The following is a 15,916-nucleotide window of genomic DNA, read 5'->3' as shown; positions in this document are numbered from 1 at the left end:
CATCATTAATGAACCGAAATACTGTGTTGCTATTGGGGTTAATAAGCCCCATAGCGGCATTGGGTCAATATCCGGTTGTTCCAGATTCCCTGAAAAAATTGGCTACAGAACGGGAAAATGCAGAAATCATACGCTTAGAAAAAGTTTGGGCCGAAGCACAGCAAGTTATTAAGAAAGAAGGTAAACCCTATATCCCTTGGGCTGCAAAACCGAGTGACTTACCGCAAGCGCAAATTAAAGCATTTCCTGGTGCTGAAGGTGGAGGCGCTTATACGGCTGGTGGACGAGGAGGAAAAGTTTTTGTCGTGACAAGTCTTGCGGACACTGGTCCCGGAACGTTGAGAGAAGCCTGTGAAGCCGGTGGTTCCCGTATCGTTGTATTTAATGTTGCTGGTATTATTCAACTTGAAAAACCAATTGTTGTCAGAGCGCCTTATATTACGATTGCTGGACAGACAGCCCCTGGTGATGGGGTATGTGTGGCCGGAGAATCTTTTCTGATTGATACGCACGATGTCATTTTAAGGTTTTTACGTTTCCGCCGCGGTGAAACCGATGTAACGAGACGTGATGATGCTGTCGGTGGCAACGTAGTCGGAAATATTATGATCGACCACGTGTCTGCTAGCTGGGGTTTGGATGAAAATATGTCTATCTACCGACATGTATACGACCGTGAAGGTAAGAATCTCAAATTACCTACTGTTAATATTACCATCCAAAATTCTATTTTTTCTGAAGCACTGGATGCGTACAACCACGCTTTCGGAAGTACAATAGGTGGTCTAAACAGTACCTTTATGCGTAACCTATGGGCATCAAATATCAGTCGGAATCCTTCCATAGGAATGTATGGTGACTTTGGATTTGTTAATAATGTTATTTGGAACTGGTGGAATAGAAGTGCTGATGGTGGTGATAACAGGTCGTTATTTAATTTTATCAATAATTACTATAAACCTGGCCCCATTACACCAAAAGATAAGCCGATTGCGTATCGTATCTTAAAGCCAGAATCTGGAAGAGACAAAGCCTTTAAAGATCAGTATGGGAAAGTATATGCGCATGGAAATGTGGTAGAAGGTTTTCCAGAGGTCACTAAAAATAACTGGGCCGGAGGCATCCAGATTGAAGATCTACCGAATGTTGGTGATCGTGCAAAAGAAATCCGTGTGGATAAGGCGTTTCCAATGGCTCCTGTTACCACACTATCTGCTCAGGATGCTTACAACTATGTTCTTGAAAATGTAGGTGCATTTCTACCAAAACAGGACGCTGTTGATCAACGGATTATTAGGCAAGTGTCAGAGAATAAAGTATATTATGATACAACAAAAGCGCAACATGGATTTGTGTCTGCATATGTTAAACGACGCCTTCCAGAAGACTCGTACAAACAAGGCATTATATCCCATATCGCACAAGTGGGTGGCTATCCGGCATATCAGGGGGTGCCTTACCAAGATTCGGACAACGATGGCATTCCAGATAATGTAGAAAAAAGTATGGGGTTGAATCCAAATGATCCAAGTGATTCTAGAAAAATAGCGAAAAACGGCTATGCCAATATTGAGAATTATTTAAATGGGGTGGTTGCAATAGATGCCGTCGTGCCAAAAAATAAAAAATAGTTATGATAAAAAGAAGTTCGCTCTTTTCTTGTATCGCATTATATGCTTTCACCTGCATTGCTTATTCTGCACATGCACAAAAAATGAAGGTATATAGTCCTCTGGTATGGGATGAGTCAAAGTTCGTTTACCATGCAGATTCGCTTGGAAACCAAATTCCTGACTTTTCTTATGCAGGATACAAAGGGGGGAACGAAGCTATTCCTACAGCCCAGATTGCTGTTGTCGTTCCTGTAAAAACGGGAGATGCGACAAAACGTATACAGGCTGCTATCGACTATGTCGCATCCTTGCCTTTAGGTAAAGATGGGTTGCGCGGTGCAGTTCTCTTACAAGCCGGAACCTATGTTGTTTCCGGTTCCCTTAAAATAAGTGCCTCAGGTGTAATTCTGCGTGGCAGTGGTTTCACAACAAATGGAACTGTCATCATTGGTGAAGGAACAACAAGAGAAACACTCATCCGTGTTGTCGGAAAAGACGATATCACATTTGCAAAAAAAGCAAACGTAACAAGTTCTTACGTCCCTGTCAACGCGCGGGAATTGGAAATTGATCGTGCAGCTTCCTATAAAGCTGGAGATAAAATTAGGATTACAAGACCTTCTACCCAAAATTGGATTAATCAGCTTGGTACCGATCATTTTGGTGGTGGCATTACCTCCTTAGGCTGGAAGCCTGGGCAACGTGATGTTACCTGGGATAGAACGATTGTCGCTGTGAAAGGTAATCGTATCGAGATCGATGCGCCAATCACAACAGCATTGGATAAACGCTATGGCCAAGCTACAGTTGAACAATATACTTGGAAAGGAAGAATCGAAAATGTTGGTATAGAAAATATTGCCCTCCAATCCGCTTTCGATTCAAATAACCCCAAGGACGAAGACCACCGCTGGATGGCCATTACCATTGAAAATGCGGAAAACGTTTGGGTGCGTCGTATGCGATTTCAATATTTCGCAGGATCAGCGGTTTATGCTTTAGCAAGTACTCAAAAACTGACTGTAGAAGATTGTATCTCTCTGAATCCAGTGTCAGAAATTGGTGGACAACGAAGATATACTTTTTTTACAAAGGGGCAACAAACCCTGTTTCAACGGCTTTATTCTGAGCATGGCTATCATGACTTCGCTGTAGGCTACCTGGCAGCAGGTCCAAATGCTTTTGTCCAATGTCAGGCAGTAGAGCCATTCAGTTTTAGTGGCAGTGTTGACAGTTGGGCGTCAGGAATTCTATTTGATAACGCGGATATAGATGCACAGGCCCTTAGTTACAAAAACCGAGGTCAAGATGGTCAGGGAGCTGGATGGTCGGCAGCAAATTCTGTATTTTGGCAGTCGACAGCTGGACTTGTGGAATGTTACCAACCGCCGACGGCGCAAAACTGGGCTTTTGGGATTTGGTCTCAATTTCAGGGAAATGGCTACTGGGAGCAATCGAATGAATATATCAAGCCCAAAAGCTTGTATTATGCACAGTTACGGGAAAGGATTGGCCTAGCGGCTGATGAACGCGCAGTACTGTTGCCAGTGCTGACCGAAGCATCCAGTAGCCCTCCTGCCAGTGTTGCCATGGAGCTGACACGTCAGTCTGAAAACCCAATGGCAAAACTGGTTGACTTTATTGCAGAAGCCGGTGATCGTTATCCCTTAAATACGACCGCAAATGTAAAAACCATCGATCAGATCGGCTATAAAGAGACTACTCCAGCAAAAAAACAAGCCGATATGCGTGTCGAAAACGGTTGGTTGGTACGCGGTGATGAAATACTCGTAGGAGCCAAATCGGATGTTCCCTGGTGGAGTGGCAGCGCTCGACCGCATGGTGCTGAAAAAGCTAAACCACATATCACGCGCTATGTGCCTGGAGAGGTTGGCGCGGGGTTGACGGACGATCTTGAAGAGATGACGGATTCATTAAAAAAAGATAATATTATCGCCATTGATCACAATTACGGACTTTGGTACGATCGGAGACGTGACGATCACGAACGTATTCGTCGGATCAATGGGGAAGTGTGGCCGCCGTTTTATGAACTGCCCTTTGCGCGTAGTGGCCAAGGGCTAGCCTATGACGGCCTGTCTAAGTATGATTTGACCAAGTACAACAAATTTTACTGGGGACGCCTGAAACAATATGCAGATCTAGCCGACCAAAAAGGTTTAGTCTTGATTCACCAAAATTATTTCCAGCATAATATTATCGAAGCCGGTGCGCACTATGCTGACTTTCCATGGCGGACCGCCAATAATATTAACAATGTTGGATTTCCAGAGCCTGTTCCTTATGCCGGAAACAAACGTATTTTTATGGCCGAACAGTTCTATGATATCAGTAATCCTGTTCGTCGGGCATTACACCGCGCGTACATCCGTCAATGTTTAAATAACTTTAAAGACAACTCGGGCGTTATTCAGATGATCAGTGCCGAATATACTGGACCCTTGCATTTCGTTCAGTTTTGGATCGATGTGATCAAAGAATGGAAGGCTGAGACGGGAAAAAATCCAATTATTGGTTTGAGCGCGACGAAAGACGTACAGGATGCTATTTTGGCCGATACCGAACGGTCCAAAGAAATTCAGGTCATTGACATCCGCTACTGGCACTACCAAGCCGATGGAAAGACCTATGCTCCCCAAGGTGGGCAAAATCTGGCGCCACGTCAGCATGCACGCTTGTTGAAACCAAAGAAAACATCGATGGAGGCTGTTTATAAGGCCGTATCCGAATACCGTACAAGATATCCAGATAAAGCCGTGTTATACTTTGCGGACAATTACCCAACGATGGCCTGGGCCTCCTTTATGGCTGGTGGTTCTATGGCAAACTTACCTAAGATAGGAAACAACGATTTCTACCGTGCAGCATCAGCGATGAAAACTGTACAAGTCAACAAAGGTATGTGGCTATTAAAGAGCGCACAAGGATTGATTATTTATAGCGAGCAAGCTATAAGTGAAGACATTGACTTATCTGATTATAAAGGACGTTTTGAAATGACACATATTAATCCGAAAAACGGAGCGATTACCAAAATCGAGCAGATCAATTTAGGCAAGCACATGAATTTGAGCAATTATACAAAAGGTTCAGAAATTATCTGGTTAAACAAGAAATAACAACATGTCTATTCGTAAGAAACTTATACTAATTACAGTTGCAGGAGCACTCTTTTCGTGCGCATCCAATAAAGAGACCAAGCACCTATCCCTATTGAAGATCTCGGAAAATGGCCGATATATGATGACCGAGGATGGGCGTCCTTTCTTTTGGTTGGGTGATACAGGTTGGTTATTGTTTAATAAACTCAACCGATCCGAAGCTGATCAATACCTGGAAGATCGAAAACAAAAAGGTTTCAATGTCATCCAGGCCATGGTCTTGCATACGGTTCCTTCTGTAAATAGTTATGGTGATTCTTCGGTTGTCAACAAAGATATTTCCAGACCGCTAGTGACCGAAGGGAACAATCCGGATAATGCAACAGCGTATGATTATTGGGATCATGTCGATTACATTATTGATAAGGCAGCTGAAAAGGGACTCTACGTTGCTTTGGTCCCGGTTTGGGGATCTCCGGTGAAGGATGGAAAAGTATCAGCTGAGCAAGCAGAAAAATATGCCACGTTTCTTGCGGAAAGGTGGAAAGACCGTCCGAATATCATTTGGCTGAATGGGGGTGATATCAAGGGATCTGATAAGATGGAAGTGTGGGAGAAAATCGGCCAAACAATAAAATCCATCGATCATAACCATTTAATGACTTTTCATCCTAGAGGACGAACGGCTTCTTCGGATTGGTTTCATAATAGACCTTGGCTGGATTTCAACATGGTACAATCGGGACACCGTACTTATGCTCAGGACACTTCCGCGAATGAACAGAAACATTATGGTGAGGATAACTGGAAGTTTATGGCGGCCGACTGGGATATGAAGCCCTTCAAGCCAACGATCGACGGCGAACCCTCTTATGAAGGCATCCCACAGGGATTACACGACATTACTCAGCCACGCTGGGGCGATGCCGACGTAAGACGATACGGATACTGGTCTGTATTTGCTGGGGCATTTGGGTATACCTACGGACAGAACTCGGTCATGCAGATGCATGGAAAGCAAGACTCCACTTCGGCCTATGGTTCGGATGAAGTATGGAGCTTGGCAATCAATGCACCTGGTGCTGCTCAGATGAAGTACTTAAAAGAACTTATGCTTTCCAGAGACAATTACTTTGATCGTGTTCCAGATCAGTCTTTAATTGCGGATAATGGCGAGAAATACAACCGCTTACTCGCAACAAGAACATCGGGCTATGCATTTATCTACAATTACAATGGTAGGGAAATGAAAATTAATATGGGAAAAATCAATGGGGATAAAGTAAAAGCTTCCTGGTTTGACCCTCGGAATGGATCAACCAAGGTAATCGGGGAATTTGAAAACAAGGGTGTACAAACTTTTGTGCCTGAGGGAGGACAAAAGGACGGAAACGACTGGGTATTAATCTTAGATAGCATTTAATGAGGAATTTGGTCAAATTGTTGATTTTATTTAGTGTGACATCGCTCTTGGGTTCCTGTCAGCGGGATGTTTACCTATTTACCTCGTTCCGCGAACCGGCCAATGAAGGTTTGCGCTATCTGTATAGCAAAGATGGATACCATTGGAATACGATTAACGGGGTGTATTTAAAGCCGGAATTAGGAAAACAGAAAATCATGCGCGATCCGTCGATGATCCGGGATAAACAAGGAATTTATCATCTGGTATGGACTATTGGCTGGCAGGGAAATGAGGGCATTGGTTATGCCTGTTCGAGAGACCTGATCCATTGGGAAAATCAACAGATCGTTCCAGTGATGCAACAAGAAACAAATACCGTCAATGTCTGGGCGCCTGAGATATTTTATGATGATGTAGAAGACCGATTTATTATTATATGGGCCTCCACCATTCCTTACCGCTTTGCGAAAGGTGTGGAAGAGGAGAAAAACAATCACCGCATGTACTATACGACAACAAAGGATTTTAAATCCTTCACGGCAACCAAATTATTTAGCGACCCGGGCTTTAGTATCATTGATGCGGTCATTGTCAAGAAGACGCAAAAGGATTATGTGCTTGTATTAAAGGATAATACGCGGCCCAACCGAAATCTAAAGGTGGCCTTTGCGAAAAATCCGTTGGGGCCATTTAAGCAGATCTCTGAGCCTTTCTCCCCGTATTTAAGTGAGGGACCTGCGGTGCTTAAAGTCAAGGATCAATGGTTGATCTATTTCGACTCTTATGGCACTAAAAGCTATGAGGCTGTGTCCACCAAAGATTTCAAGGTCTTCGAAAAAATCAACGACATGATTTCCGTGCCAGAAGGGCATAAACATGGAACGATCTTCAAAGCGTCCAATAAAGATTTAAAAAATTTGCTTCGGGATGAAGCCAAAAAGAAATAATATGATGATCAAATCAGTATTAGTCAGTCTATCGTTGGCTGCTGTCGTGCAACAGGCGATAGCACAGCAAGATACGGTAAGGTATATAGGAAAGACATTATCCAATGTAGACTATCACCACGGGCAGCTGACACCTGCTGTGGGTACGCACAATATCCAGGTATTTCGAGCAAACAGAGAATTTCCTGAATTGGCCGGCGGACACAACTTTACCTATAACCACCAGCCCTTTTTGGCGTATTGGAACAATACTTATTATTTACAGTTTCTGAGCAATCCCGTGGGCGAGCATATCGCGGAAGGAAAAACATTGTTGCTGACGTCAAAAGATGGCCGCAATTGGTCTAATCCTATAGATCTGTTCCCTACTTATCTGGTACCCGAGGGTTTTACCAAGCCGGGACGAACTGATAAAGCCGGAAAAAGCCTGTATGCGATCATGCACCAACGTATGGGTTTTTATCATGCAAAGAATGATAAATTGCTGACGCTTGCTTACTACGGTGTAGCCCTGGATGCCAAGGACGATCCAAATGATGGAAATGGTCTTGGCCGTGTCGTGCGGGAGATCCACAAAGATGGTAGCTTTGGGCCAATTTATTTTATCCATTTCAATGCCTCTTTCGATGAGAAGGGGGCCAAATATCCTTTTTATAAAAAGAGCCAGGATAAGGCCTTTGTACAAGCTTGTGACGAGTTGCTAGGTACGCCGCTTATGATGCAACAATGGGTAGAGGAGTCCAATCGAAACGATCCGTTAATTCCTTTGCAACGTCCGGTAAAAGCGTTTTCTTTTTATCATCTCAATGATGGAAGGGTCGTCGGTTTATGGAAACATGCATTGACATCAATGAGTAAGGATAATGGAAAGACCTGGCAATATTCGCCTTTGCGTGCGCCTGGATTTGTGAATAGCAATGCGAAAATCTGGGGACAGAAAACTTCGGATGGACGTTACGCAATAGTGTATAACCCATCGGAATTCAGGTGGCCACTAGCCGTCTCAACCAGCAATGATGGATTGAATTATACCGATTTGTTATTGGTGACCGGTGAGATCACCACGATGCGTTATGGCGGGAACTATAAGTCGTATGGACCGCAATATGTTCGTGGTATCGTCGAAGGTAATGGCGTGGTTCCCGATAACAATATGTGGTTGACGTACAGTATGAACAAAGAAGATATTTGGACTGCAGTTGTACCTGTTCCGATCAAATCTACCGTAGATGAGGCCGTGAACGACGATTTTGCGAAAAATGCAGGACAAGCCTATAACAACTGGAATATCTATAGTCCATTGTGGGCAAGTGCCAAGGTTGAAGGAAAAGCGTTGGTCTTGCGTGATAAAGATCCTTTTGACTATGCGAAGGCAGATCGTGTGATTCAATCGGCCCAAAAAGGGACCATTGAATTTACGGTGACGCCACAGCAAAATGATCATGGCTCTTTACAGATTGAATTGGTGAATGATAGTGGCTTAGCAGCTGCGCGAATTATCATGGACAAAGACGGCATTATTAAAAATAAAGCCGGGTACCGAAATGCTTCGTTGACGAAATATGAGGTTGGAAAATCTTACCACTTTGTGTTAACTTTCGATGTGAACACCCGTTCTTATCAAGTTGCCATTAACGGAGAGGATAAAGGGACAAAGTTATTTTTCCAACCGGCCAGTAACGTGAGCAAAGTGTCGTTCCGTACGGGCGATGTCAGAAGGTTTCCCAATGCGGATACGGAAACAGATCAGGACTTTGATGTCGAAAATGCGGGAGCTTCGGTAAAAGAAGCCACTTATCAGATTACTTCGTTGAAAGCTCAAAAGCTGAAATAAATGAGACGGTTTATTGTACATATAGCTTTATTGGTAGCCGGTTTTTCGGCAAAGGCGAATGTCATATTGCCGAATATTTTTGCGAATCACATGGTTTTACAGCGCAACCAACCGGTCGCCATTTTTGGTTCAGCGAGCCCTGGCGAGCAGGTAAGCGTAGCTTTTCAAAACCAGTTGAAGACGACAGAAGCCGATCAAAATGGTCGTTGGAAAGTTGAACTAAAAGCCATGCCGGCTAATGCGGTTGGACAGACGTTGACCATCACGGGAAACAATACGATCGAACTTAAAGATGTTATGGTCGGTGAAGTATGGTTGTGCTCGGGCCAATCGAATATGGAATACCAAATGCGTAAAATTGAGAAAGTTAAAGCTCCGTTGAGAGGCACCTATTTCCCTAAAAATGAAGTTTCCGAAGCAAACAATCCCAATATCCGAATTTTTTTAGTACGCCGAAAATTTCTAGCCAAGCCGGATGGCCAATATGAGGGCTGGGCCGTAGCCCGGGATTCGGCACTGCGTCAATTTTCTGCACCGGCCTATTTCTTCGGGAAAACGCTACAGCAAGAATTAGGTGTTCCTGTAGGCATTATTTCATCAGCTGTGAGCGGCAGCAGAATCGAGCCCTGGTTCTCCGAAGAATATTGGACAAGTTCACCTTATCTGAAAGATAAAAAGAAAGAAGGCGATCCCGGTAAATTCTTTCATACGATGATTGCACCATTAGCGCCTTATACCTTAAAAGGATTTGTTTGGTACCAAGGTGAATCCAATACCTTTTTAAAAGAGAATATTAGTTATAGTTATAAAATGAAGGCGCTGATCGAAAATTGGCGGACTCTTTGGGAGAACCCCAAATTACCGTTTTATTTTACCGAGATCGCACCTTTTTATTATTCTCTGGACGAAAAAGATCATGTCCGTATGCCGAGAACGGTGTTGCCGGAATTTCGGGAAGCCCAAGATCTGGTTTTACAATTGCCGCATACAGCACGTATCATTACGACGGATCTGGTCGATGATCCACACGATCTCCATCCAAGTTATAAATGGGAAATCGGTCGTCGTCATGCCCTTAAGGCTTTAAAATATGTCTATCATAAAAATATTGTAGCCGATGGCCCTGAACTAAAGATCGTAAAATATCAAGGCAAACAAGCAAGGGTAAAATTGAAACATGCGAAAGGCTTAAAGGCCATTGATGGTAACCCCTTAACATCATTTGAAGTTGCGGGTGAGGATGGCATCTTTTATCCAGCACAGGCTGCTATCAACGGACATACAGTCATACTTGAAAGTGACCAGGTACAGCAGATCCGTCAGGTCCGGTTCGGATGGGACGAAGTCGCGCAATCCAACCTGGTGAATACCGCTGACCTGCCGGCCGCACCTTTTAGAACAAATAATCCATTACAACATATTAAATTGAAATAGTCTTTAGCGATCATGAACTTGAAAACAAAAATAGCGTTATCCTTACTTTTTTTTGGGACTATGGGATTGCAGGTATCTGCCCAAAAAACAGCGAGCCAATACCTCTCTGGAACAGGAAAGGATGATGGTGTGTTATGGGATTTTTATGTGACCGAAGGCTTGAACGCTGGGAAATGGACTAAAATACCAGTTCCCTCCAACTGGGAACAACAGGGCTTTGGGAAATATAATTACGGCTTCAATAAAGAGGCTGATAAAGGCAAAGAGGTCGGTCACTATAAATATAGATTTAATGTGTCCGATGCCTGGAAAGATAAGCAGGTTCGGATAGTTTTTGAAGGTTCGATGACCGATACCGAAGTCAAGATCAATGGTAAGCTGGCCGGCGCCATCCATCAGGGATCATATTATGTTTTCAAATACGATATTACGAAACTATTGAAGTTTGGCGAAGAAAATCTATTGGAAGTCAATGTCGCTAAACATTCGGCAAACAAGTCGGTGAATGCGGCGGAACGGGAAGGTGATTTCTGGATTTTCGGTGGGATTTTTAGACCGGTCTATTTAGAGGCCCTGCCCCAGCATCATATTGAACGTGTTTCGTTGGACGCAAAGGCTGACGGAACATTCCTAGCCAAAATAAAGACGGTGGGAGAAGCCGATGAAATTACCGTTCAACTATTTGACGCCAAAGGAAGGAAGTTTGGAAAACAGCTGAAAGCAAACCTGTCAGACAAAAATAACTGGCTCGAGGGACAGTTTTCAGCGCCGCAATTATGGTCTGCCGAATTTCCAAACTTATATACAGCACAATTTACCTTGTCGAAAAATGGTAAGGTACAGCACCAGCTGGTGCAAAAATTTGGTTTTCGAACTATAGAAGTCAAAGAACGTGATGGCGTTTATGTCAATGGCGTAAAGGTCCGATTCAAAGGGGTCAATCGGCATGCGTTCGTTCCGGAATCCGGACGGACGACGAGTAAAGAAGTTAGCATTGCCGATGTGAAGCTCATGAAGGAAATGAATATGAACGCTGTCCGGATGGCCCATTATCCACCAGACAATCATTTTCTGGCTGTCTGTGATTCATTGGGGTTATATGTCATGAACGAGATAGCGGGCTGGCACGGACACTACGATAAGGAAGTTGGTACCAAATTATTGCGGGAGATGATGGTCGTATCCGAAAATAATCCATCCGTTGTTTTTTGGGCAAATGGGAATGAAGGTGGGCATAATCCGGATCTCGATTCCATCTTCGCAGAGGAGGATATTCAAAAACGCCCTGTGATTTATCCTTGGGCCATACATGATGGTTTTGAAACAACCCATTACCGGGAATATAACTATGGTATTGGTACCTATGATCATGGGCACAATATCATTATGCCGACAGAGTTTTTGCACGGTATGTACGATGGCGGGCATGGTGCCGGATTAGATGATTATTGGAATGCGATGCTTGCCAATCCCCTTGCTGCAGGTGGCTTTCTTTGGGATTTTCGTGATCAGGGAATCGTCAGGACGGATAAAGGCGGTATTATAGATACTGATGGAAATCGTGGTCCGGATGGTATTATTGGCCCCCATGGCGAAAAAGAAGGAAGCTTCTTTACGATAAAAGAGGTATGGAGTCCTATCTTCTTTGAAAAGCGGGAAATGACCAAGGGATTTGATGGGGCATTCCATATTGAAAATAGATACGCATTTACCAATGTTAACCAGTGTACCTTTTCGTACGAACTCAAAAAGTTGGGCGGTTATGATGAGGTTAAGGAAACAAAAAAAGGAACGATTGTCGCTCCCAATATCAGCCCCGGTGATAAAGGGATTTTAAAAGTTGATTTCCCTACAGGTTGGGAGGACTTTGATGTCTTATATATTACCGCAAAAGATGTGCATCAACAGGAACTCTTTACCTGGAACTTTCCGATTACATTGCCGAATCAGGTGGCAAGTAGCCTCCTGAAACCAAATGGAACAGGGGATATTGCCGTACAGGAGACCGCGAATGCCTATCTGGTGAAAGCGAATGGCATCAGCTATCAAATCAATAAGACAAGCGGATTGCTGGAGCAGGTTCAAAATGCCAAAGGAGTAATTCCTTTCAAAAACGGACCTGTTTTGCAGGAAGCGGCGACAAATTATAAGAATTTCAAATTGGACCGTGAGGATGGAAAGGTGATTATCGCATCTACTTTTGATAAAAAAGAGAGTTACAATACCTTGCGTTGGGAAATCCTTGCTTCGGGACAGTTGAAGATGCATGTTCAATATTTTCCTGAAAGTTATTTTACACGTTTTGTTGGGGTGAATTTCGATTTTCCAGAAGATAAAATCGAAGGTGTTGAGTATCGGGGAATGGGCCCTTATCGGGTTTGGAAAAACCGGATGAAAGGGAATCAGTTTGGCGTGTGGAAAAAGAAGTACAATAACACGGCAACGGGCGAATCGCCATTCGAATATCCCGAATTTAAAGGGTACCATGCCAATATGTACTGGACCAAATTTATCGGAAAGGATCAAAGTTTCCGCGTGTTTACCGATCGGGAGGATGTGTTTTTGCGTTTATATACGCCAAAAGAACAGCAAGATACCGAATGGAAAAACATGGAACCTACTTTTCCGAAAGGCGATATTTCTTTTATGAATGGTATTTCAGCCATCGGCACGAAAACACAAAAGCCAGAAACGACCGGGCCGATGGGTATGAAGCACGTCTACTATGATTTTGAGAAGGAGCCAGCTCGGGCTTTGCATATGGTCCTTTATTTTGATTTTGAAAACTAATGAAAGCTAATACTCTTGCATCCTTTTTATCCATGTTCTTGTCGATCTTGTGGCATCAGGCTACAGCGCAGATCACTGTTGCAAACCTGCGGACTGAATTACGTTCGAATCCGATCGGTATAGATGTCATTGCTCCAAGACTGAGCTGGCAATTGCAGGGCCGCGGGCGGTCTATCCGACAAGAAGCCTATCAGGTACTTGTCGCTTCCTCACAAGAAAAACTGGATCAGAATATCGGCGATTTTTGGGATTCTGGGAAACAGGTTTCGAATAATTCCACGTATGTTATTTATGCAGGCAGCGCTCTGCAGAGCCGCATGGAAGTGTTCTGGAAAGTAAAAGTGTATACGAATAAGGGTGAAAGTAGCTGGTCTGAGCCGGCTGGTTGGACTATGGGGCTGCTGCATTACAAAGATTGGACAGGACGCTGGATTGGTTTTGATCAGTATTTCCCATCAGACAATGAAAGGACTAGTCAATTGGCTGCCCGTTATTTCAGAAAGGAATTTACAACAACCAAACAGATTAAGCGGGCTACAGCCTATGTAATGGGGCTCGGACTTTATGAGTTATATATCGACGGCAAGAAGATAGGGGATCAAGTACTGGCTCCAGTGCCTACGGATTATACCAAGAACATTAAATATAATGTTTTGGATGTAACAAAATCACTTTCGCAGGGTAAACATGCGCTTGGTGTCATTTTGGGAAATGGACGGTTTTATGCCATGCGTCAAGCAAAGCCCTATAAAGTGAAAACTTTTGGATTCCCAAAAATGCAGATGCAGCTTATGCTGACTTATACGGATGGTTCAACAGAGGTCATTAAGACCGATGATTCGTGGAAAGGAACGATCGAAGGACCCATAACGGCAAATAACGAATATGACGGTGAGAATTATGATGCCAGAAAAGAACTAACGGGTTGGGCAAATCCGGATTATGACGATAAAACATGGTTAAAGGCTGCTTTTGTGCAGGAGCCCGGTGGCAATTATGAAGCGCAGTCGGAAGGTATGAAGGTGATGCGAGATATTGCACCGGTTTCGATCGTCAAAAAATCTGAAGGAAAATACATCCTTGATTTCGGACAGAATTTCTCGGGTTGGGTAAAGATGACGGTGTCCGGTACGCGTGGAACAGCAGTGACATTCCGTTTTGCAGAATCTTTGACCGAAGACGGCGAATTATTTACGACCAATCTGCGTGACGCGAAAGCAACGGACCATTATATATTAAAAGGTGGCGGAAAGGAAACCTGGGAGCCGCGATTTACTTATCATGGATTTCGTTATGTCGAAGTCAGCGGCTATCCGGGTGTAGCTTCAAAAAGTAATTTTGTTGGCCGTTTTGTCTACGACGATATACCCGATGGAGGAACCTTTGTGTCTTCCAACACACTCATCAATCAGATTCATCAGAATGCATGGTGGGGTATCGCTTCCAATTACAAAGGTATTCCGGTAGATTGTCCTCAACGCAATGAGCGTCAGCCCTGGTTGGGTGACCGTCCAGTCAGTGCATACGGTGAGAACTTCCTCTTTGATAACGCCAATTTTTATCATAAATGGCTCGAAGATATTCGGCTGTCCCAAAAGGAGGATGGCGCGTTACCGGACGTTGCACCAGCCTTCTGGCGCTACTATAGTGATAATATCAGCTGGCCAGGAACATACCTATTTATCACCGATATGCTCTATCAGCAGACCGGAGATCTACGCATTTTGGAAAAACATTATCCGGCCATGAAAAAATGGATGGATTATATGCAGGCCCGTTATACAGGCCCGGGCGGTATCATTACCAAGGACAGTTATGGAGATTGGTGTTTCCCACCGGTAACCATTGAAGCCGGCAGAGGTAAGATTGCCGATAAAAAATATCCAAGCGCATTGATCGCGACATCTTATTACTATCATTTGCTACAGACCATGGCCCGCTTTAGTGTCCTCGTCGGCAACGGACAGGACCAAGCTAACTTTTTGGATCGTGCAGCGAAGATGAGAGTAGCATTTAATACCGCGTTCTATCACGATGCAGGCTATTATGGTAGCAATTTATTGACCGATAACCTACTACCAATGTCTTTGGGATTGGTAGAGGATGCGAATAGAGAAAAGCTCAGTAATCGGATCGTTGAGATTGTCGAAAAAGAAAATCAGGGGCACCTGAGTACAGGACTTATCGGGACACAATGGATTATGCGCACGCTGACCAAAATAGGTCGTGTGGATCTTGCCTATAAAATTGCAACCAATAAGACCTATCCTTCTTGGGGTTACATGGTAGAAAATGGGGCCACAACAATTTGGGAGTTGTGGAATGGGAATACTGCCCATCCCAAAATGAACTCACAAAATCATGTGATGATGTTGGGCGATCTCTTGGTATGGCTCTATGAGGATCTGGCGGGCATCAAATCAAAGGAGCATGCTTTTCAGACTGTTGTCATGAAACCGCAGGTCGTAGCAGGATTGGATCATGTGGATGCAAGCTATAAAAGTGTTTATGGAACCATTCAATCCAATTGGAGCAAAAGCAAATCGGCTTTCGAATGGAAGATTTCTATTCCGGCCAATACCAGAGCAGAGATCTATCTGCCTACGACAGAACTGTCCACGATTCTGGAAAGCAACCGAAAATTAAAAAACGATAAAGATGTTCAGATTCTACGACAGGAAAAATCAGGCACTTGGTTCGTTATTGGATCTGGACATTACCAATTCAAAATTAAACTATAAGCAGTATTTAGTATACATGTATAATATTAA

General features: G+C 43.7%; 8 protein-coding genes. All 8 read left to right on the top strand.

The window, feature by feature from the left end; genetic code table 11:
* Window positions 1-8: 8 nt before the first annotated feature.
* From B2107_RS17420 to B2107_RS17385, 8 genes are read left to right on the top strand one after another with little or no spacing between them, the layout of a single operon-like run.
* Window positions 9-1,631, top strand: coding sequence for a polysaccharide lyase (locus tag B2107_RS17420; protein WP_293956975.1), 1,623 nt, complete (start codon window positions 9-11; stop codon window positions 1,629-1,631).
* 2 nt (window positions 1,632-1,633) lie between these two features.
* Window positions 1,634-4,753, top strand: coding sequence for a DUF6298 domain-containing protein (locus B2107_RS17415; protein ID WP_293956974.1), 3,120 nt, complete (start codon window positions 1,634-1,636; stop codon window positions 4,751-4,753).
* 4 nt (window positions 4,754-4,757) lie between these two features.
* Window positions 4,758-6,158, top strand: a complete 1,401-nt coding sequence (locus tag B2107_RS17410) for a glycoside hydrolase family 140 protein (protein WP_293956973.1) — start codon at window positions 4,758-4,760, stop codon at window positions 6,156-6,158.
* Window positions 6,158-7,087 (top strand): glycoside hydrolase family 43 protein, encoded by a 930-nt coding sequence (locus B2107_RS17405; protein ID WP_293956971.1) that lies wholly within the window; start codon window positions 6,158-6,160, stop codon window positions 7,085-7,087. The genes B2107_RS17410 and B2107_RS17405 overlap by 1 nt, the downstream gene beginning before the upstream one ends.
* 1 nt (window position 7,088) lies before the next feature.
* On the top strand, window positions 7,089-8,921 hold the full coding sequence (locus B2107_RS17400; RefSeq protein WP_293956970.1) for an exo-alpha-sialidase: 1,833 nt from the start codon (window positions 7,089-7,091) through the stop codon (window positions 8,919-8,921).
* Window positions 8,922-10,355 carry a sialate O-acetylesterase gene (locus tag B2107_RS17395; protein ID WP_293956968.1) on the top strand — a complete coding sequence of 478 codons (1,434 nt, stop codon included), beginning with the start codon at window positions 8,922-8,924 and terminating at the stop codon, window positions 10,353-10,355.
* 12 nt (window positions 10,356-10,367) lie between these two features.
* The gene (locus B2107_RS17390) at window positions 10,368-13,145 is read left to right on the top strand and encodes a glycoside hydrolase family 2 protein (RefSeq protein ID WP_293956966.1); all 2,778 of its coding nucleotides are present in this window, start codon (window positions 10,368-10,370) and stop codon (window positions 13,143-13,145) included.
* A complete protein-coding gene (locus B2107_RS17385) occupies window positions 13,145-15,886 on the top strand; it encodes an alpha-L-rhamnosidase (protein WP_293956965.1) in 2,742 nt (913 codons plus the stop codon). Before B2107_RS17390 ends, B2107_RS17385 begins: the two co-directional genes overlap by 1 nt.
* The last annotated feature ends 30 nt before the right edge of the window (window positions 15,887-15,916 follow it).

The organism is Sphingobacterium sp. UBA7855, assembly GCA_002500745.1.
Classification (GTDB): domain Bacteria; phylum Bacteroidota; class Bacteroidia; order Sphingobacteriales; family Sphingobacteriaceae; genus Sphingobacterium.
The sequence above is the reverse complement of the archived record's forward strand: the minus strand, read 5'-3'. Positions and strand labels throughout refer to the sequence as shown.

What these genes read in the sequence shown, in the direction of transcription:
- B2107_RS17420 (WP_293956975.1), top strand. Translation starts at nt 9, where the DNA reads ATGAACCGAAATACTGTGTTGCTATTGGGGTTAATAAGCCCCATAGCG.
- B2107_RS17415 (WP_293956974.1), top strand. Translation starts at nt 1,634, where the DNA reads ATGATAAAAAGAAGTTCGCTCTTTTCTTGTATCGCATTATATGCTTTC.
- B2107_RS17410 (WP_293956973.1), top strand. Translation starts at nt 4,758, where the DNA reads ATGTCTATTCGTAAGAAACTTATACTAATTACAGTTGCAGGAGCACTC.
- B2107_RS17405 (WP_293956971.1), top strand. Translation starts at nt 6,158, where the DNA reads ATGAGGAATTTGGTCAAATTGTTGATTTTATTTAGTGTGACATCGCTC.
- B2107_RS17400 (WP_293956970.1), top strand. Translation starts at nt 7,089, where the DNA reads ATGATGATCAAATCAGTATTAGTCAGTCTATCGTTGGCTGCTGTCGTG.
- B2107_RS17395 (WP_293956968.1), top strand. Translation starts at nt 8,922, where the DNA reads ATGAGACGGTTTATTGTACATATAGCTTTATTGGTAGCCGGTTTTTCG.
- B2107_RS17390 (WP_293956966.1), top strand. Translation starts at nt 10,368, where the DNA reads ATGAACTTGAAAACAAAAATAGCGTTATCCTTACTTTTTTTTGGGACT.
- B2107_RS17385 (WP_293956965.1), top strand. Translation starts at nt 13,145, where the DNA reads ATGAAAGCTAATACTCTTGCATCCTTTTTATCCATGTTCTTGTCGATC.